General features: G+C 30.2%; 17 protein-coding genes and 1 other annotated feature. Of the genes, 5 read left to right on the forward strand and 12 right to left on the reverse strand.

Features of this window, described 5'->3' with window-relative positions; translation table 11 throughout:
* The first annotated feature begins 23 nt into the window (after nucleotides 1–23).
* Nucleotides 24–1,442, forward strand: coding sequence for a TrkH family potassium uptake protein (locus tag HZY82_RS05455; protein WP_228098260.1), 1,419 nt, complete (start codon nucleotides 24–26; stop codon nucleotides 1,440–1,442).
* A gap of 166 nt (nucleotides 1,443–1,608) precedes the next feature.
* Here the strand turns inward: HZY82_RS05455 and radA are convergent, their stop codons facing one another.
* The 6 genes from radA to HZY82_RS05485 all read right to left on the reverse strand — a co-directional run bounded on the left by radA (nucleotide 1,609) and on the right by HZY82_RS05485 (nucleotide 8,311).
* Nucleotides 1,609–2,994, reverse strand: a complete 1,386-nt coding sequence (gene radA / locus HZY82_RS05460) for a DNA repair protein RadA (protein ID WP_179938925.1) — start codon at nucleotides 2,992–2,994, stop codon at nucleotides 1,609–1,611.
* A 12-nt stretch (nucleotides 2,995–3,006) separates the two neighbouring features.
* The gene (locus tag HZY82_RS05465; protein ID WP_179938927.1) at nucleotides 3,007–5,469 is read right to left on the reverse strand and encodes an ATP-dependent Clp protease ATP-binding subunit; all 2,463 of its coding nucleotides are present in this window, start codon (nucleotides 5,467–5,469) and stop codon (nucleotides 3,007–3,009) included.
* Nucleotides 5,469–5,999 (reverse strand): CtsR family transcriptional regulator, encoded by a 531-nt coding sequence (locus tag HZY82_RS06700; RefSeq protein WP_135156040.1) that lies wholly within the window; start codon nucleotides 5,997–5,999, stop codon nucleotides 5,469–5,471. The genes HZY82_RS05465 and HZY82_RS06700 overlap by 1 nt, the downstream gene beginning before the upstream one ends.
* Before the next feature lie 104 nt (nucleotides 6,000–6,103).
* Nucleotides 6,104–6,829: an amino acid ABC transporter ATP-binding protein gene (locus tag HZY82_RS05475; protein WP_135156039.1), complete on the reverse strand. Its 726-nt coding sequence runs from the start codon at nucleotides 6,827–6,829 to the stop codon at nucleotides 6,104–6,106.
* 12 nt (nucleotides 6,830–6,841) lie between these two features.
* Nucleotides 6,842–7,483, reverse strand: coding sequence for an amino acid ABC transporter permease (locus HZY82_RS05480; RefSeq protein ID WP_135156038.1), 642 nt, complete (start codon nucleotides 7,481–7,483; stop codon nucleotides 6,842–6,844).
* An 18-nt stretch (nucleotides 7,484–7,501) separates the two neighbouring features.
* Nucleotides 7,502–8,311: a transporter substrate-binding domain-containing protein gene (locus tag HZY82_RS05485; RefSeq protein WP_135156037.1), complete on the reverse strand. Its 810-nt coding sequence runs from the start codon at nucleotides 8,309–8,311 to the stop codon at nucleotides 7,502–7,504.
* 155 nt (nucleotides 8,312–8,466) lie between these two features.
* Nucleotides 8,467–8,650, reverse strand: a binding site (T-box leader).
* 199 nt (nucleotides 8,651–8,849) lie between these two features.
* Between HZY82_RS05485 and lysS the strand changes: the two genes are divergently transcribed.
* The 3 genes from lysS (at nucleotide 8,850) to HZY82_RS05500 (ending at nucleotide 11,301) form a co-directional block, all read left to right on the forward strand.
* Nucleotides 8,850–10,352, forward strand: a complete 1,503-nt coding sequence (gene lysS, locus HZY82_RS05490) for a lysine--tRNA ligase (protein ID WP_179938929.1) — start codon at nucleotides 8,850–8,852, stop codon at nucleotides 10,350–10,352.
* 68 nt (nucleotides 10,353–10,420) lie between these two features.
* Nucleotides 10,421–11,002, forward strand: coding sequence for an EndoU domain-containing protein (locus HZY82_RS06560; protein ID WP_218925254.1), 582 nt, complete (start codon nucleotides 10,421–10,423; stop codon nucleotides 11,000–11,002).
* A gap of 11 nt (nucleotides 11,003–11,013) precedes the next feature.
* Nucleotides 11,014–11,301: a hypothetical protein gene (locus HZY82_RS05500; RefSeq protein ID WP_135156034.1), complete on the forward strand. Its 288-nt coding sequence runs from the start codon at nucleotides 11,014–11,016 to the stop codon at nucleotides 11,299–11,301.
* Nucleotides 11,302–11,349: 48 nt separating this feature from the next.
* Here HZY82_RS05500 and chrA read toward each other — a convergent pair whose 3' ends face one another.
* From chrA to HZY82_RS05530, 6 genes are all read right to left on the reverse strand, one after another.
* Nucleotides 11,350–12,561, reverse strand: coding sequence for a chromate efflux transporter (gene chrA / locus HZY82_RS05505; RefSeq protein WP_179938931.1), 1,212 nt, complete (start codon nucleotides 12,559–12,561; stop codon nucleotides 11,350–11,352).
* 251 nt (nucleotides 12,562–12,812) lie between these two features.
* Entirely contained in the window at nucleotides 12,813–13,667 is an 855-nt protein-coding gene (locus HZY82_RS05510) for an ATP-binding cassette domain-containing protein (protein ID WP_179938933.1), read from the reverse strand.
* Nucleotides 13,668–13,676: 9 nt separating this feature from the next.
* Nucleotides 13,677–14,513 (reverse strand): ABC transporter ATP-binding protein, encoded by an 837-nt coding sequence (locus tag HZY82_RS05515; RefSeq protein WP_179938935.1) that lies wholly within the window; start codon nucleotides 14,511–14,513, stop codon nucleotides 13,677–13,679.
* A gap of 1 nt (nucleotide 14,514) precedes the next feature.
* Nucleotides 14,515–15,342 carry an ABC transporter permease gene (locus tag HZY82_RS05520; RefSeq protein WP_135156030.1) on the reverse strand — a complete coding sequence of 276 codons (828 nt, stop codon included), beginning with the start codon at nucleotides 15,340–15,342 and terminating at the stop codon, nucleotides 14,515–14,517.
* Nucleotide 15,343: 1 nt separating this feature from the next.
* Nucleotides 15,344–16,300, reverse strand: coding sequence for an ABC transporter permease (locus HZY82_RS05525; RefSeq protein WP_179938937.1), 957 nt, complete (start codon nucleotides 16,298–16,300; stop codon nucleotides 15,344–15,346).
* Between the two features lie 51 nt (nucleotides 16,301–16,351).
* Nucleotides 16,352–17,920, reverse strand: a complete 1,569-nt coding sequence (locus HZY82_RS05530; RefSeq protein ID WP_135156028.1) for an ABC transporter substrate-binding protein — start codon at nucleotides 17,918–17,920, stop codon at nucleotides 16,352–16,354.
* A 173-nt stretch (nucleotides 17,921–18,093) separates the two neighbouring features.
* Here HZY82_RS05530 and HZY82_RS05535 point away from each other — a divergent pair, with 173 nt between their 5' ends.
* A complete protein-coding gene (locus HZY82_RS05535) occupies nucleotides 18,094–19,410 on the forward strand; it encodes an alpha/beta hydrolase (RefSeq protein WP_179938939.1) in 1,317 nt (438 codons plus the stop codon).
* The last annotated feature ends 262 nt before the right edge of the window (nucleotides 19,411–19,672 follow it).

Raw genomic sequence — 19,672 nt, forward strand, 5'->3', positions numbered from 1 at the left:
TTTACTATATCTTAGGCCGAATTATGCTGCTTTTATCCTTTTTCTTATTATTTCCTAGCATATGTGCTTTTATCTATAATGAACCCAAAAAAAATATTACTTCCTTTCTTTATACAATCCTTATTTCCTTGGTAATATCTTTAATATTCCAAATATTAGCAAATCCTAAAACTATGAAAAAAAACTTTTATGCTAAAGAAGGATTTGTTATCGTAGCTATAACTTGGCTTATATACTCATTTCTCGGTTCCCTACCTTTCTATTTTTCAGGTTCTATAGAAAATTTCTTAGATTCTATTTTTGAATCTACTAGTGGATTTACAGCAACTGGATCTTCTATTCTTACGAATATAGAAATCATGCCCCACAGTATGTTGTTTTGGAGGAGTTTAACTCACTTTATTGGTGGAATGGGAGTAATTATTTTTGCCATAGTACTCTTACCTAGGTCACCTCACAATATACATATTATGAAAGCTGAAATGCCCGGCCCTATTTTTGGTAAACTAATGTCTTCCATGAAAAATACAGCAATTGGTCTATATAGTCTCTATATTATACTAACTATCCTACTTTTCTTCCTGCTTGTCATATCTGGAATTGGAGTTTTCGATAGTATAAATCTAGCCCTTTCTACGGCAGGAACTGGTGGATTTGCTCCTAAGAATCTAGGAATTGCCGCTTATTCCAATGATTATATTACTTTCGTAATTGCGATATTTATGATTTTATTTGCCCTTAATCTAAATCTTGTATATATGATTATTGTAAAAAGATATTTTAAAGCATTTAAAAGTGAAGAATTACGTTGGTTCTTATCATTTATTATTTTATCGACTTTTGCAATATTCATTCACTCTCTAATATCAATAAATTTTGAAAGTGAAAGATTGTTAGACGTATTTTTCACAGTATCTTCCATAATTTCAACAACAGGATTTACATATAGAAACTTCAGTGATTGGTCAATGTTTTCACAATTGCTTATATTATTTCTTATGATTATAGGTGGTTGTGCTGGTGGGACAGCAGGCGGTCTTAAAATACCACGTATCATGTTTCTTTTTAAGAATACACAAAATTATATACATAAATGTATTAACCCAAATAAAATTACGACAATTACAATTGAAAAAAAAACATTAGAAAATCAAGATATATTTTCTAACTACTTAATTCTGTATCTTATGACTTTTTCTACTTTGGTACTATTAATTTCTACCCAATTAGATGATTTTGAAAAAGTTTTTACACTGGTCATGAGTACACTTAACAATATAGGACCCGGTTTTAATTCATACGGTCCATTTGAAAATTATGCAGACATACCTTACTTAGGAAAGTTATTCTTGACTATATCCATGTTACTTGGACGTTTAGAAATAATACCTTTTATAGTTCTATTAGCTCCTCAAACTTGGAGAAGAAAAAGAACAAAATAAAAATAACCACAGTATTTTAACATACTGTGGTTTCTATTTAAAATATTTGTTTAAACACTATAAAAGCCAACCATCTGATAAATGGTTGGCTTTTACTATTCCGTATAAATTCCAATCATACACATCTCAAGAATGGCTTTGTTATAGTATTTATAAAATTATTAATTTAAAATATATCTTTGAATACCAAATCTAGACATTTATTAATATCTTTAACCGGTATAACCTCTATTCCTGTTATTTTTTCTAATCCCTTCTTATTAGAAAACGGAATAAAAACCCTAGTAAAACCATGTTTTTTTGCTTCTTTAATTCTTTGTTCAATTCTAGAAACTCTCCTAATTTCTCCAGTCAAGCCTACTTCTCCAATAAAACAATCATGCATATCTACCGCCTTATCTTTGAAACTAGAGGCTACTGAAACTAAAACACCTAAGTCTACTGCTGGATCATCAATTTTTACTCCCCCTGCAACTTTAACATAAATATCTTGCTGTTGTAGTAAGTATCCTGCCTTTTTCTCAAGCACAGCCATTAATAAAACTAGCTTATTATATTCTAATCCAGTAGAAATTCTTCTAGGATTATTAAAAGCTGTTGGTGTAGTCAATGATTGTATTTCTACTAAAAGGGGGCGAGTTCCCTCCATTGTTCCTACTATAGTAGCACCAGATAAGTCTCTACTTCTTTCTTCTAAGAAAATTTCTGATGGATTTTCCATATCTACTAATCCATGACTTTGCATTTCAAATATACCTAGTTCATTAGTAGAACCAAAACGATTTTTCACAGTTCTTAATATTCTATATGCGTGATGTTCTTCCCCCTCAAAATACAACACAGTATCTACCATATGTTCCAACATCTTAGGACCTGCAATAGTACCCTCTTTAGTAACATGTCCTACTATAAATATTGCAATATTTAATGATTTTGCAATTTTCATCAAATGTTGGGTTGATTCCCTAACTTGAGTAATGGAACCTGGAGAATTTTCTAAATTAGGATTATATACCGTTTGAATAGAATCAATAACTAAAAATTTAGGTTTTATTTTTTGAATTACTTCATAAATCATATTTAAATCTGTTTGTGAATAGACAAATAATTCATCTGTAAGAACACTCATTCTATCTGCTCTAATTTTCACCTGTCTAACCGACTCTTCTCCAGATACATATAATACATCATGTTCTTTCGCTAAATATGAAGATATTTGTAACAATAAGGTAGACTTACCAATGCCAGGATCCCCTCCTAAGAGAATTAAAGAACCTGGAACTATTCCTCCACCTAGAACTCTATTAAGTTCTGAACTATCAGTTAAAACTCTAGGTACATCTTGTTTGGAAATGTTTTTTAATTTTTCTACTTGAACCGCCATACTTTTACTGTCACCTGACGCAAATGTTTTATGCTTTTCATTAACAGTAACTTCCTTAATTTCTTCCATAGATGCCCATTTGTTACAACTAGGACATTTTCCTAAATATTTAATACTTTGATAACCACAGGCATCACACTCATACTTAACCGTAACTTTTTTTGCCATACTTTTACCTAATTATTTCTTAACAACAAATTCATCTTTTTTGTAATCTATATTTATAAGTCCACTTAAGTCCGGATTTTTTAATAATTCTTCACTTAATAAATCTTCGATATTCTTTTGAAGACTTCTTCTAAGTGGCCTAGCTCCATATTCTTTTATACTTCCATCTTCAATAATTTTATCAAGTGCCTTTTTAGTCAATTTAATTTCAATATTTCTATCTTTTAATTTGCTAGACAATGTGTCAATCATTAATAATGAAATTTTCTCTAGGTCTTCTTTTTCTAAAGATTTAAAAACAACTATATCATCAATACGGTTCAAGAACTCTGGTCTATATTGTTTCTTCAAGGCTTCCATCATAGTTTTTTGAATATTTTCATAATCATTTTTAATAGAATCACTTCCTGCGAAACCTACAAATTTCCTATCATTAAGTTCACTTACTCCTACGTTAGATGTCATTATAATAATAGTATTTCTAAAATCAATCAATCTACCATTAGAATCTGTTAAACGTCCATCATCTAAGACTTGTAATAAAATATTGAAAATAGATGGGTGGGCTTTTTCAATCTCGTCAAATAAAACTACTGAGTAAGGTTTCTGTCTAACAGCTTCTGATAATTGACCTGCCTCACCATAACCTACATAACCTGGAGGTGCCCCAATCAATCTACTAATTGAGTGAGCTTCCATAAATTCACTCATATCAATACGAATCATATTATCTTCACTTGCAAACAATGCTTCTGATAATGATTTTGCCAATTCTGTCTTTCCTACCCCTGTTGGACCTAAGAAAATAAATGATCCAATAGGTTTATTTTCTGATTTAAATCCACTTCTAGCACGTCTTACAGACTTAGCTAAAGCTGTTACTGCTGCATCTTGCCCTACTACACGTTTATGCAAAATTTCTTCAAGATTTAATAGTTTTTCACTTTCTGTCTGATTAAGTTTAGTAACTGGTATTCCCGTCCAAACTGCCAATACTTCGGCTATATGATCTTCTGTTATTTGAACCTTTTCCTTTTCTAAACTTTCTTTCCAAGCTATTTTAAAATTAGAAATTTTATCAACGAGTTCATTTATTTCATCACGTTTTTTAGCTGCTATTTCAAACTCTTGATTTTGCACAGCATTATCTTTTTCTTGATTTAATCTTGCTAAATCGTCTTCATATTTTTTAAGTTCATCTGGAGACTTATAAAATCTAAGTTTTACTTTTGAAGCAGCCTCATCAATAAGATCGATAGCCTTATCTGGTAAAAATCTATCATTGATATAAATAGATGATAATTTAACAGCCGCTTCTAACGCTTCTTCTGTTATCTCCACATTGTGATGCTCCTCATACTTGTGTTTTAAACCTTTTAATATATTTACTGTATTTTCAGTCGAAGGTTCTTCCACCTTAATTGGTTGGAATCTACGTTCCAGTGCTGCATCCTTTTCAAAATACTTTCTATATTCTTCCGTAGTTGTAGCACCGATAATTTGAATAAGTCCACGTGATAAGGCTGGCTTTAAAATATTTGACGCATCTGCAGAACCCTCTGACCCTCCAGCACCAATAATCGTATGAATTTCATCAATAAATAAAATTATATTCCCAGCATCCTCAATTTCTTTAATTATATTTTTTAATCTCTCTTCAAATTCCCCGCGATACTTAGTTCCCGCAAGTAGTGATCCCATGTCTAGAACCATTACTCTCTTACCAATTAAATTAGCTGGTACATTTTGAGAAACTATTCTCTCTGCCAATCCTTCTACGATAGCAGTTTTACCTACTCCAGGTTCCCCTACTAATACAGGATTATTCTTAGTTCTTCTATTTAATATTTCAATCATTCTTATGATCTCTTTATCTCTAGCAAGAACCGGATCTAATTTTTTATTCATTGCATCCCTAGTTAAATCTTTAGATAAAGAATTCAACAATTTAGTCTTAGCACTTGTATCTTCTTTTTCTTCTCCACCTTTAAATGAATCAAAAATTTTAGAGAATAAGCCTTGATTTTGTTTTAATGATGCCAGCAATTCTTCAAATAAAGAATCTACATCAAGATTTTCTTCCATTAATAACTTAACAGCTGTAGAATCTGTTTGGTTTAATAGTGATAGTAACAAATGCTCTGATGAAACTACAAATGATTTTGTTTCATCAGCATAGCTTTGACTTTTTTCAATTGTATTAATAGCAGCTGCTGTATAATCTAAACGCTTTAGTACATTATTATAAAAATCTGTACCTTCTAACTCTTCTTTATATAATTCTTCTACATCATCCTTAAATTGCCCATAAGTAATTCCATACTTATTCAGTATCTTACATGCCAAGGTATTAGGCATGTCCAAAATTGCCAACAGTAGATGTTCTGTGCTAACAGCCTTTAAAGATAAGGATCTTGATTCTTCTTTGGCATTAGTTAAGACCATCAAGGCTGATTCGTTAAATCTAATATACATTATTTTCTCTCCTTATTGTATTTAATATTTTCTAAAAACTTAGTCAATAAATCTTTAATATTATTATGCATAAGTTCTTGCACTGACAATACTAAATTAATATCTACTTCTTCTAATAATTTTAATGTATCCTTAGTATTTCTTTTGATCATATCTAAAGAATTCATCATCATATCATAATCAAAAATACTAATATATGAATCTCTTTTTAAAATCCCTAATATTTTTTTATAATCAATTTTACTAGCTTCTTCCGAGTCCAGTGATTCAATAAGATAATCGATGTAGCTTACATTAGTTTGCATAGTAATCTTAGTAATGCGAATAAATCCTCCGCCACCTCTTTTAGATTCTATAATAAATCCATGTTCAGGACTAAACCTAGTTTTCATCACATAATTTAACTGGGATGGTACACAATCAAATTTTTCAGCAACATTACTACGCTTTAATGTGATATAATCTTCATTTGCTTCTAAAAATAATTGTTTAATGTATTGTTCAATTATATCTGTCATATTATTATTCATGATTTATACCTCCTTATTGACCAAAATTGACTTTATTAAATTATATAATAAAAATGCCTATTTTTCAATAGGCATGCATATTTTAAATATATAACTAATTTCTTTTATTTTAATACCTTACTTAAAAATTCTTTAGTTCTTTCTTCTTTTGGATTATCAAATATTTGATCTGGGCTACCCTCTTCTAAAATAACTCCTCCATCAATGAATATCACCTTATCAGCAACTTCTTTAGCAAATCCCATTTCATGAGTAACAATTACCATTGTAAGACCTTCTGTAGACAATTCTTTGATTACATCAAGAACCTCCTTAACCATTTCTGGATCCAGTGCTGAAGTTGGTTCATCAAAAAGTAAAACTTCCGGCTTGTTTGCTAAGGCTCTGGCAATAGCAACACGTTGCTTTTGACCACCAGATAAAGCTGAAGGATAGACATCTTTTTTATCCAATAAGCCAACTCTCTTTAATAATTCTTCTGCATTTTTCATTAAAGTATCCTGATCTAATAGCCCCAATGTTTTAGGAGCAAGAATAATATTTTCTAAAACAGTCATATTATCAAATAGGTTAAAGTTTTGAAATACCATCCCTACTTTAGCTCTATGCTTATTCACATCATAATCTTTATCTAAAATATTCTTCCCATCATAAATGATTTCTCCAGAACTAGCTTCCTCCAAAAGGTTCAAGCATCTAAGTGCAGTAGATTTACCAGATCCAGATGAACCAAGTATAACAACCTTCTCCCCCTTCTCTACTTTAAAGTTAACTCCCTTTAGTACCTGTAAATTTTTAAAATTCTTCTTTAAATTTTTAACCTCTAACATCTTCTCTTCTCCTTACTTTTCAAGTTTCTTCTCAAGTCCCTTAACGGCTTGCGATAGTACAAATGTAATTACAAAATAAATCCCTGCAGCAACTAAGTATGGACCAAATGTCTCATAAGTTGCATTTTTAATAGCATTAGCTGCAAACATAATATCTGTAACCCCTACAAAATAAACAATTGATGATTCTTTTACTAATGAAATAAACTCATTTCCTAAGGCTGGTAGTGAATTTCTAAAGGCCTGTGGGATAACTATTAATTTCATCGTCTGACTATAGCTTAAACCTAATGAACGTCCAGCTTCCATTTGGCCTTTGTCTATAGCATTAATCCCTGCTCTAAATACCTCACTAACATAAGCAGCTGAGTTAATTGATAGAGCAATTATAGCTGACATGAATGGCGAAAACTTAATTCCAATTTCAGGCAATGCAAAATAAATAATCATAATTTGTACTAATATCGGCGTATTTCTAATAATTTCTACATAGATAGAAGCTAACCAACTAAGTGGTTTTATACTAGAAATTTTCGCTAAACAGATAAATACTCCTAAAAATAAACCTATTACTAACGCTAAAAAGGAAACTTGAATAGTTGTTAGCGTAGCATCTATATACATTTGATAATATTTTGATAAAAAATTAAACATCTTACTTCTCCTCTATTTTTATTCTTCTGTTTCTGCAACCAGTGCAGCATACTTATTCAACTCTTGTTCAAACTTATTGTCAGCTTTTACTTTACTTATTACTTTGTTCACTTGATTTAAAAGATTTTCATTATTTCCTTTTTCAAGAGCGATAGCCATTCCATCTGACTCTGAATCTTTTTCTAATTTAAACGTACTTAATTTTAAATCTGCTTGTTTAGCTAAGGAAATCTTACTCACATCCTCTGCCATAAAAATAGCATCTATGTTCTCATTTGATAAATCTTGAAGTAAACTTGGTGTATCTGTCAATGCCTGAATTCTATCTCTAGGAATCTTAATTTCATCCAATAAAAACTTTTCTTGAATCGATCCTTTTTGAACACCTATTCTTATATTTTTCAGATCTTCCATAGATTTAATATCTTTATTTTTAACTACAAAAGCCGACCCACTCACATAATAAATATCTGAAAAATCAACAACTTCACGTCTCTCTTCATTAGGATTCATCCCTGATAGAACCATATCAACACGACCTGAATTTAAGGCTGGTAAAAGTGAATCGAATGACAATTGAACTACCTCTAATTGAACACCCAAGTCTTTAGCAACTTCTTCTGCTAAAAATATATCCGCACCTACCACTTTAACATTAGAATTTTCAGCTACATAAAATTCATATGGTGGATAATCTGGTGACACTGCTACAGTGATTTTTCCATTTTCTTTTATTTCACTTAGCTTATCAAGATTACCTTGCTTACTACAAGCACTAGCAATAAAAATAAAACATAAAGACAACAAGAATAAATATAATTTTTTCATAAATTACCTCCTAAAATATATTAAAAATCCGTCCCCTGCAGTCATAAACTACAAAGAGACGGATTTCCGCGTTGCCACTCTTTTTGGTATCTATAAATATAATAATTAAAAAGTGTTGGATAAATAAAAAAGTCTCTTTGCAGTCCATAGGACTGCAAAGAGACGGTTAATCCGCGTTGCCACTCTTCTTAGTATTATAAATACCCACTCAAATTCCTTAAGGTGGAATATCCCATAAGCTCCAAAGTACGTTCATCTAGATTAAATACTGACCTTACACCAATCATCAGCTCGCTGAAAATTAATAACTAAATTACTACTCTTCTTCATCGCCTTGTTTTATTATAAGTCTATTCTAATATTATAAAATTAATTTGTCAATAGTTTTTTTAAAAAAAACTGAATTTTCTGATAATTAAAATTTTTAATTATGTATATGTATCACTTTTAATTCCCTATTTTATAGTTTTTTCTGTAAATAGAACTTTAATTATGTTATAATAACTTCTATGTGAAAATTAAGAAAGAGGAGATAAAAATGGCAGAAGAAAACGTTAATCTACCTATAGAAGATTTTAATGATCAAATGATCGTACGTCGTGAAAAAATGGAGAGCATCCGAGAAAAAGGATTAGATCCATTTGGACGTAAATTTGTAAGAAGTCATTTAACAGATGAAATAAGTAAAGAATTTGATGTATTTTCAAAAGAAGAGTTAGAAGAAAAAGCTATAGAAGTAACAGTAGCGGGACGTTTAATGACAAAACGTGGTAAAGGTAAAGCTGGTTTTGGTCATATCCAAGATTTAAAAGGACAAATCCAAATTTACGTACGTGAAGACAAAGTTGGGGAAAACTATGAGTTTTTCAAGACAGCCGATCTTGGAGATATTGTTGGTCTGACTGGTATACTTTTCAAAACAAATGTTGGAGAACTTTCAATTAGAGCAACATCTTTTGAAATCTTAACTAAGTCACTAAGACCACTACCAGATAAATTCCACGGACTAAAAGATGTAGAAGAAAGATACCGTAGAAGATACCTTGACCTTATTATGAACAAAGATAGTCGTGAGACATTTATCTTACGTTCTAAAATTATTCAAGTTATGCGTGAATACTTAAATTCACGTGGATACTTAGAAGTAGAAACACCAATGATGCACTCTATCGCTGGTGGTGCAGCCGCTAGACCATTCGTTACCCACCACAATGCTTTAGACATGCAATTATTCATGAGAATAGCATTAGAATTACCTCTAAAACGTTTAATTGTTGGTGGTTTAGAAAAAGTTTATGAAATTGGTCGTGCTTTCCGTAATGAAGGAGTTTCAACTCGTCACAATCCTGAATTCACAATGATAGAATTATATGAAGCTTATGCAGACTATAATGATATCATGGATTTAACAGAAGATATGGTTGCCTATATCTGTAAAGAAATTCACGGGACTACTCAAATCCAATATGGAGAAGATATAATTAATCTTACTCCAAATTGGCGTAGAGTACACATGGTAGATATTATTAAAGAAGTTACAGGAATTGACTTTTGGAAAGAAATGTCTGATGAAGAAGCACACTCATTAGCAAAAGAGCACAATATCCACGTTCGTAAAGATATGAAAGTTGGACACATTATTAATGAATTCTTTGAAACACTTGTAGAAGAAACACTAGTACAACCTACTTTCGTTTACGGTCATCCTGTAGAAGTTTCTCCACTTGCAAAAACAAATGCAGAAGATCCACGATTTACAGATCGATTTGAATTATTCATCGTTAAACGTGAACACGCTAACGCATTCTCTGAACTTAACGATCCAATTGATCAAAAAGAAAGATTCCTAGCTCAAATAGATGAAAAAGATGCTGGTAATGAAGAAATTTATGAAATGGATGATGATTTCGTAGAATCACTAGAATATGGTATGCCCCCAACAGGTGGACTTGGAATTGGTATTGACCGTTTAGTTATGCTCTTAACTAACTCTCCATCAATTCGTGATGTACTACTATTCCCATACATGAAGCACAAATAAAATTTACAGATGTATACAGAGTATCCTTTCGATTACTCTGTATATTTTATAAAATATAGGGAGACACAATGAAAAATAAATATATTCGTTACGCTATAATTGCTATAGCATTCTTAGTAGTAGCATTCTTTGGACTTAATAAAACTAATTCAAATAAATTAACTGATCTGACTAATAAAGCTACTAATACAACTTCACAAACAAGTAAGAGTAGTAGTGTATCTACTAATACAAGCAGTAATTCTAGCCTAAAAATATCAGATTTAAAAAATACAAATAACTTTGCCTCTCACGCAATCACACATATATTTCACGGAGAAATCAATAGACGCGGGGAAGCTGTTGGTTACCACCACGAAGGATTACCTGATGGTAAAGGAAAAATACTTCAAATAACTGGTAAAGAAGACTCTAAAGGGATCTACAGGGCTAAAGTACAAGTAGACAATGTTGAAAAGAAAGCTCAATCAACTTTTTTCCCTAAAAAAATGTCGGCTCAAGAAGTTATTGACGCTGTTGATGAAGCATTTAAAAATAAGAAACAAATTAGCGATGCACTATACGAAGGAACTGGTAAAGGACTAACAATCCAAATGTATCTTGATAACAAGGGAAAAATAGCAACAGCTTTCCCAATTTATAATAAATAGGATTTTATAGAATGAAATATACTTTTAAAATAATAGATAATCGTAAACATCTAGAAATAGAAAATAATTTTTTTCCAATCTTAAATACATTTCTACTATCAGAAGCCATTAATTTTGATGATATAATTGAAGAGGTAGTCAGAGAATATGAAGAAAACTCCACCTCATACTTTTCAGGAAATTTATTTTCTCTTGAATTAGAAAATAAAAATGCTATTCTATATAATAAATTTACAGATGAAAAAAACATAATTCCAGCTAATTTATTTATTGAAATATTTAGAGAATGGAATAAATAATAATTAATAATAAAAAGCTAAAAGTTTAAAACTTTTAGCTTTTTTAATTTATATAATATAACCTGCTAATAAAACAACTATTACAATAATTGGTACAGGTATTTTTTTCCATAATAAGGCTGCTATAGTAGAAAATAGAATTATTGAATTACTTAAATCCATTGTTTGTTTATTAAAAAATAATAATCCTGTAGCAACTATCATACCTGCGGAAACTGCCGTAAGACCTTTTAAAAAAATCTTAATTCCTTTAATTTGTCTTAAATCTTGCCAAATTGGGTACACAAAATAAATAAGTAGAACTCCAGGTAGAAAAATAGCTATCCCCGATAATAGGGCTGTCACTATATGTAAAAATACTCCTTGATCAGATGCTACTAAACCTCCTACGTATGCTGCAAATGAAAACATAGGTCCGGGTATCCCTTGCACCAGTCCAAAACCTGTCAAAAAGTCTTGGTTATTTATATAATTATGGTTTACTACTAATTCATTGTGCATCATAGAAACAAGAGCCTGACCTCCACCGACAACTAAATAGCCATACCTATAAAAACTTTCAAATAAATCAATTATCAAGTTATTGGATTTTAAACTCAAAAATATGCTTCCTACTGTCATTAAAATAAATAAAAATAAGTACAGCCAGTTAGGTCTCACTCTTACCTTATTCCAGATTTTTCTTTCCTTAGATTCAATTATTGAAACAAGACCTCCAATAATTAAAATTATGGGAAATATCCAAGGAGATTTTATAGTGTAAGTTGTAATTGCTCCAAAAACTAATAATCCTAGTGTCAGCTTATCCCTTACAACATTAAAAGAAATTCTATAAGCCGATACTATTATAAATGCAAGAGCCATAGTTCCTAAATAAGAAAGCATACTTTTATGGCCAGTTGCGGCTGTAAAATAATAGGTTAATAAAGATAAAATTGACATCAGTATAGTAGATGGCATAATCCAAATTAAGCTTGTTAAAAATGCAAGCAATGGACCTCCTACCCTATAGGCTATAGCTATAATAGTTTGTGTTGAACTTGGACCAGGGAGAATTGTTGTTAAACCTATAAGTTCTGCCAAATCTTTATCACTTATATAGCCTTTTTTATTTACCAACTGATCATTAAAGACTCCATAATGAGCCTCTGGTCCACCAAAAGCACTTAATGAACAAATAGAAACATCTTTTAAAAAAGATTTCCACTCATTACTCAATATATTATTTTTTTTCCTTTTTCTGCTTTTTAATTGCGACATTTTTTTCTCCCAAGAAATATTCTACTCTATTTTACTTATTTTATTAGCAAATATCAAGTATCAGATATAATATAAATTTCTAGTTACTTGTCATCCTCCATTATTACAGATAACTATATCATTTAAAATCATAAATAAAACATCTCATAAATTCAAAACTTATATCCTTTATTTTACAAAATAAACTTATATAGCAGACTACAGTCCACAATAAAAATAAGCGAAAATCTATCTATTTTCGCTTATTTTTATTATTTATCCAATCTTACAAAGTGTCTCTTAGAGACTTCTTTCCATTCGTAATTTTCTGATAATTCTATTTTTTCATCCACTTCTTCTTGTGCTAATAACTTTCTTGCCTTAGCTGGATTCATTTCAAAAATTGAATTTAATAATTTCTTAGTATAGCTATGCTGAGGATTATTATACAAATCTTCAGCATCAGCAAGCTCTACCAAATTCCCTCTATACATAACTGCAACCCTATCAGATATATGTCTAACAACTGATAAATCATGAGAAATAAACAGATATGATAAGTTCCAATCTTTTTGAAGTTCTGATAACAATTCTAGAATTTGTGATTGAATCGAAACATCCAAAGCTGACGTAGGTTCATCACAAATAATAAATTTAGGATTAGATATCACTGCTCTAGCGATACATATTCTTTGTCTTTGTCCACCACTAAAGTATTTAGGTTTTTTGTGAATATCATCACCTCTAATCCCTACTCTATCTAGAAATTCAATAGTCTTTTCTTTTACCTTTTTTTTATCTTTTTCATAAAACATAGCTTCCATCACTAGTTCTAATGCAGACATTTTAGGGTTTAGAGCAGAATAAGGATCTTGGAAAATGATTTGCATTGATTTCTTGTCAATGCTATAGTCTATATTCCCTGACGTTGCCGTTTCAAAACCTAATATTACTTTACCTAGAGTTGATTTTCCAGAACCAGACTCTCCTACTAAACCTAATGTTTCACCCTCATTTATACTAATATTTATATTGTTTAAGGCTACTGTTCGATATTTATTTCCTCTAAAATCTTTAGATTCATATACTTTATTTATATTTTCTAATTTTATTAATTCTCTACTCATAATTAATACCTACTTACGCACTCTATGACTAGGACTAATCTCAATCCACTCATTAGATATTTTACTCACACCTATACTTTCTACATTTGTCTCAAATTTTGCCAAAGCTATCAAATTCTTTGTATATTGATGTTGTGGATTAGAAAATATTTCTTCCACACTTGCTTCTTCCAAGACTTTACCATAATACATAACTTTAACATAATCACAAAGAGCCGATATTACCCCCAAATCATGACTTACTATAACTACTGTAAGTCCCATTTCCTTTTGAAGTTTAAATATTAAAGCTAAGATTTGTTTCTGTATGGTTACATCTAGAGCTGTTGTCGGCTCATCAGCTATCAATAATTTTGGCTCTGTTATTAAAGCCATAGCTATCATAACACGTTGTCTCATACCTCCTGATAATTCAAAAGGATATTGGTTAAGTCTTAAGTCTGGATTACTTATACCTACCTTATCTAACATAGAAATAGCTAGTTCTTTTTTCCTATCAATATCATTTTTTCTATATTTTTCTATTACTTCAAAAAGATGGAAACCTACTGTCCTTAATGGGTTTAATGAAGACATAGTATCTTGAAAAATCATTGAAATTGGTAATTTATCTCCTGGATTAAAATCTTTTCCGTCATATTTAAAAGACGTATATGTTGATTTTAAATTTTCTGGCAATAAGTTCATAACTTGCATCATAGTAAGTGATTTCCCTGCTCCAGATTCACCTACTATTCCAACTATTGACGATTCTGGTATTTTTATACTCACATCATCAACTAAAACTTTCTCACTATTATTTACTTTTATGGATAAATTTTCTATTTCTAAAATATTTTTAGTCATACTAAATTTCCTCCAAACTTTCTTTAATCAATTCTCCTAGATTATTAAATGAGTAAACTGTTAAGGCAATTAATAAACCTGGAATTATAGCAATATATGCTGCATTTTGTAATTTATCTTGAGCTGTCTGTAACAGGGATCCCCAAGAAGCCATTGGAGGCTGAATTCCAAGCCCTAAGAATGATAAGGCTGATTCAGTCATTATAGCACTAGATATATTAATTGATGCAGAAACCAGCATTGTTGGTAATAAAAATGGTAATATATGTTTCTTAATTATAGAAAATGAAGATTCGCCTATAAATTTAGAATACTGTACATAATCTCTTTCTTTTAAGGCTAAGGTTTCTCCTCTCATAAGCCTAGCTGTATTCATCCAAGAAAAAGCTCCAATAACTATTATAATTGTAAGCAAACCTGGTTTTAAAAATACACTCAATACAATTACCAGGATTAACCAAGGTATAGATGATAATACATCTAAAAATCTCATCAATAACGAATCTAACCAACCACCAAAGTAACCTGCTGTTACTCCAATAAATACCCCTATTGTAGTTGCTGCAAGCATTGATAAAAATCCTACTAACAATGAAATTCTACCACCATACAAGACCCTTATAAAATAATCACGACCTAATTCATCTGTACCAAACAAATTTGTAAAACTTGGACCTTTTGAGACTTGACTTATATTTACCTTAGCAGGATCTATTGGAATAAGAGGTGCTAGTAATGATAATGTTATTAATAGGACTAAAAATATTAATGAAAAAATATAAACTGGTGATGATAGCATATTTTTTCTAAAAACTTTAATAAAACCCATATTATTTCCCCTCCCTCTTAATTCTTGGATCCACTATATAATAAAGTATATCTGCAAGTAAGTTACCTAAGATAACTAAACTTGATGATATAAGCATAACCGCCATTATTACTGGATAATCTAGACCTTTAGTGGCTGTTGTTAAATAAGGCCCTATACCCGGCCAAGCAAATACTGTCTCTGTAATAATCGAACCTGTTATAAGCAGAGGTAAGGCCAAACCTATTTGTGTAACTAATGGTATCAATATATGCCTAGAAATATGATTTTTGAAAATTTCTAGTTTGCTAGAACGAAATGATTTTTGAACAGTTACATAATTTTCAGATAATTGATTCATGGCTGACGATCTCACATATCTTAGTAAATCTGGGAAAAATACAACTGTAAGTGTTGTAAAAGGTAATGTATAATGTAGCATAAAATCAGCAAAAGATTCATCTCCTCCTACTGTGTACATCCCTACTATCTTAAAAATATTTAATTGATAACCAAATATATAAATAAGAATCATAGCAAACCAAAAAGCTGGTATTGCCATAGCAATTGATGACAACCAATCTAAAAATCTGTCTAATTTTTTACCTTTATTTGCCGCTGCTAATAATCCTAAAACTACAGCAATTACCAAAGCTGTTAGGTAGGCTGGTAAAACTAGTATTACAGTATTAGGAATCTTTTCTGCTAATTCACTTGTTATCGGTTTATCTGATGTTAGTGAAGATCCTAAATTTCCTTGCAATACATTTTCTATCCATGCACTATATTGAGCTAAAAAAGATTTATTAAGACCATACTTTTCTCTTAATATAGCTATTTGATCATCCGACATATCAGTAGTAATCATAGAATCTACTACATCATAAGGTGCCAAGTATATTAAAGAAAAGACTATTAAAGAAATTAAAAACAATAATGGAATAGCTTGTACTAATCTTTTAATAATATATTTCCACATATATCCTCCTAGAAAACAAATGCCGCGGTGTATACCGCAGCATTTATTTTATTATTTTTTCGATAATTTAGAAACATCTTCAAATGTATAAATAGGTATTAATTGAGCCTTATCTACATTTTCAACATTCTTATTAACAGCAAGAATACGTTTCTTAGTTACTATTGGATAAACAATTGCATCCTTAGCAATTTTCTTTTGCAGCTCATTATATTGCTCTTTACGTTTAGCAGAATCTAATTCTACAGCTGCATTTTTAAATAAATCATCTGTTTCTGTACTATTAAATCTGAAATAATTTCTTGATGAATCAGATGTATACATTACAGAATATAAATCTGGGTCTATTCCCCAAATATACATATTTAAGAACATATCATAAGCTGTTGATTCTTTTTTCAATAACTCTGCAGTTAAAGCTGAAGACTCTACACCCTTAAGTTCTACTGTAATTCCAACCGCTTGTAATTGTTGCTGAATTAAAGTTGCTTGCAATGTATATGCTTTATCATTTCCACGGTACCATAAATTAAGTTTTAAATTAGAAACTCCTGCTTCTTTTAATAATTCTTTAGCCTTTTCAACATTTGTTGCATATTTTTCTACATCATCAGTCTTATATGGATTATCCGTTGGTAAGAAAGAATTTGGAGTTTCATAGAATTTATTATCTAAATAAACAGCTTTATTCAAGTCTTCTTTATTTAATGCATACATAATTGCTTGACGTACTTTTGGATCCTTTAAGGCCTCTGATTTAGTATTTAATCCCAAGTATTCTACTGATCCTTCAGTATACTCATGACTTGCTATTGTTTCCTTATCTAAATCTGCCACATCATTAGGTAATACTACAGTTGCATCAATTTCACCTTTTTGAAGTGCTACTTTTGCCGTATCTGTATTTGGAATTATTCTAAATACCACATCCTTAATTGATGCTTGTCCTCCGTAATAGTTTTCATTAGCTGTAAACTTAATATACTCTCCACGTTTATTTTCAACTAATTTATATGGTCCAGTTCCAACTGGTTGGATATTTAAATCTTTAACCGAGAAATCAGTTACATCTTTATAAACATGCTCAGGAATAATATAAGTTTCAGTAGCAACATTTTCAATTGCTGCAGCTGAAGCTGAAGGAAGTATAAATTCTACCGTATAGTCATCAATTTTTTTTACTTCAATAAGTTTATCTCCAACTAACATCTTATTTTGACGACCATTTTTCTTATCTGCTCTTTGTTTATAAGTAAATACTACATCATCTGCCGTAAATTTCTCACCGTCAGACCATTTTACATCATCACGAAGTTTTACTGTAACAGTTTTCCCATCTGCTGATGTTTCCATAGACTTAGCTAGTTCATTCTTTTTAGACCCATCTGCTTCAATACGAACAAGTGGCGAGAAAATCATATTTACATATGTTAATCCTTCTCTATTTGTTGTTGTAATTGGATTGATATCAGTTGGATCTGATTGTATTGCATAAACAAACTGGTCTTTTCCTGTAGTGCTTTTTGTTGCTGATGTTGAAGCACCTGAAGAACAAGCTACTGTAAAAGCCGCTGTTAACGCAAGTAATGTAGGTAGCCAAAATTTCTTTTTAATTTTCATTAATTTTTTCTCCTTTTTAATAAAATACTGTAATTAAATAAATAATGCCTATGCTTTATATAATAATATTTAACAATTTATTTTGTCAAAAAGTCTGCTCACAGATATTATTTATATTTATCCAAGAAAATTTTTAGTATAATTATGTATAAGGAATTTAAGGAGAGGTTTCAATGTATACTAAATTAATTAAACTGCTAAACTTCTTATCACTACTAGCATCAACAAGTTTACTTATATTTTTTAATAAACATAGATTAGTCAGTATAATACTAATAATTTTAATTTTTTTACGTCTAATTAGTGCATTTCATAAAAATGAATCTTGTCTAATAAAAATATCTATACTATCAGCCTTTGCTAGCTCTCTATTCTTATATATTACTGATACACATATTCTTATCTTGAGATTAGCTACTTTTTTAAGTCTTTATTCTAGTATTATATTGTTTTACGATCTTATAAGGCTTAGGTCAAATAATAAAGTTTTTTTTAGTAGCTTATTAAAAATTATCTTATATCTTATAACAATAGCTTTTATATTTGTTTCTTTAAGTCTAAATTTCTTTACCCATTATCCTAGATTTCTCATTATTTTGGGCCAAGAATTATTAGGGGCTAAAGTAACTGCTTCTAGAGAATCCTATATTTCAAAAAATAATCATTTAATTCACAAAAATTTACTTTATCCATCTAATTATGAAAATAATGTATTAGATATTTACCAAGCTACTGATTCTAAAGCCACTCTATTTTTTGTTCATGGCGGTGGATACTCTGTCTACGACAAATCTCATAGAATTGACTATTTAATAAGATTTGTTAATTCTGGTTATAATGTCATTAATATCAATTACTCATTATTTCCTAACAATGCTTACCCTGACACTACTAAGCAAGTTTTAGATGCATATAGCTTCATTATCGATAATGCTGAAATATTTAATATTGATAAAAACAAAATTATGCTATCTGGAGATTCTGCTGGCGGACAATTGGCTGGACAACTGGCTCTACTTTTAAGCAACTCAGAATACGCTAATGAAATGGGTATCCAAATTAAAGAGGCAATAAAAGAAATAAAGCCCCTTGCCTACATAGGGATAGCTACTATGTTTGATCCAACTACAGCTAACCAAACAAACCTAGCACCTATAAACTGGCTATACGATACTGTATTAAGAAGTTACTTCTCTAGCAAGGATTTAAAGAATTCTACTAATACCAGCCAAGCCTCCATTTTAAATCATGTAACTAAAGATTTTCCTAGTAGTTTTATTAGTGATGGAAATTTGGCCACCTTTGATTATCAAGCTAGAGATTTTGATAAAAAACTAAAATCTCTAGGTGTAGAAAGTGAATTATATTTAATAGAAACTGAAAATATTATCCAACACGGATTTGAGCTGGACGCCAACAATCCTTACGCACAAGATATTTTCGAAAAACAAATTAAATTTATGGATAAACAAGTAAAAGATCTAGATTAAATCTAGATCTTTTACTTTGTAAGTTATTATCCATATATTCTTAACTAAGACCTTACATTGGCCATCAAAGTTCTATTTTTAAAATTTTAATAATACTATCTTCATATAAAACTTAAGCATGCACAAATAACTACATTAAAGTTATCCTCTTCATAGCTAAATAAAATATATAAATATCTAAAATTTCTGTAGCATATTATTCTTTTTTTAATAAAATATACTATAGGGTTTTAAAACCCTATAGTATATTTCCTATCTTAAT

It is taken from the genome of Gemella sp. GL1, from assembly GCF_013415365.1.
GTDB lineage: Bacteria > Bacillota > Bacilli > Staphylococcales > Gemellaceae > Gemelliphila.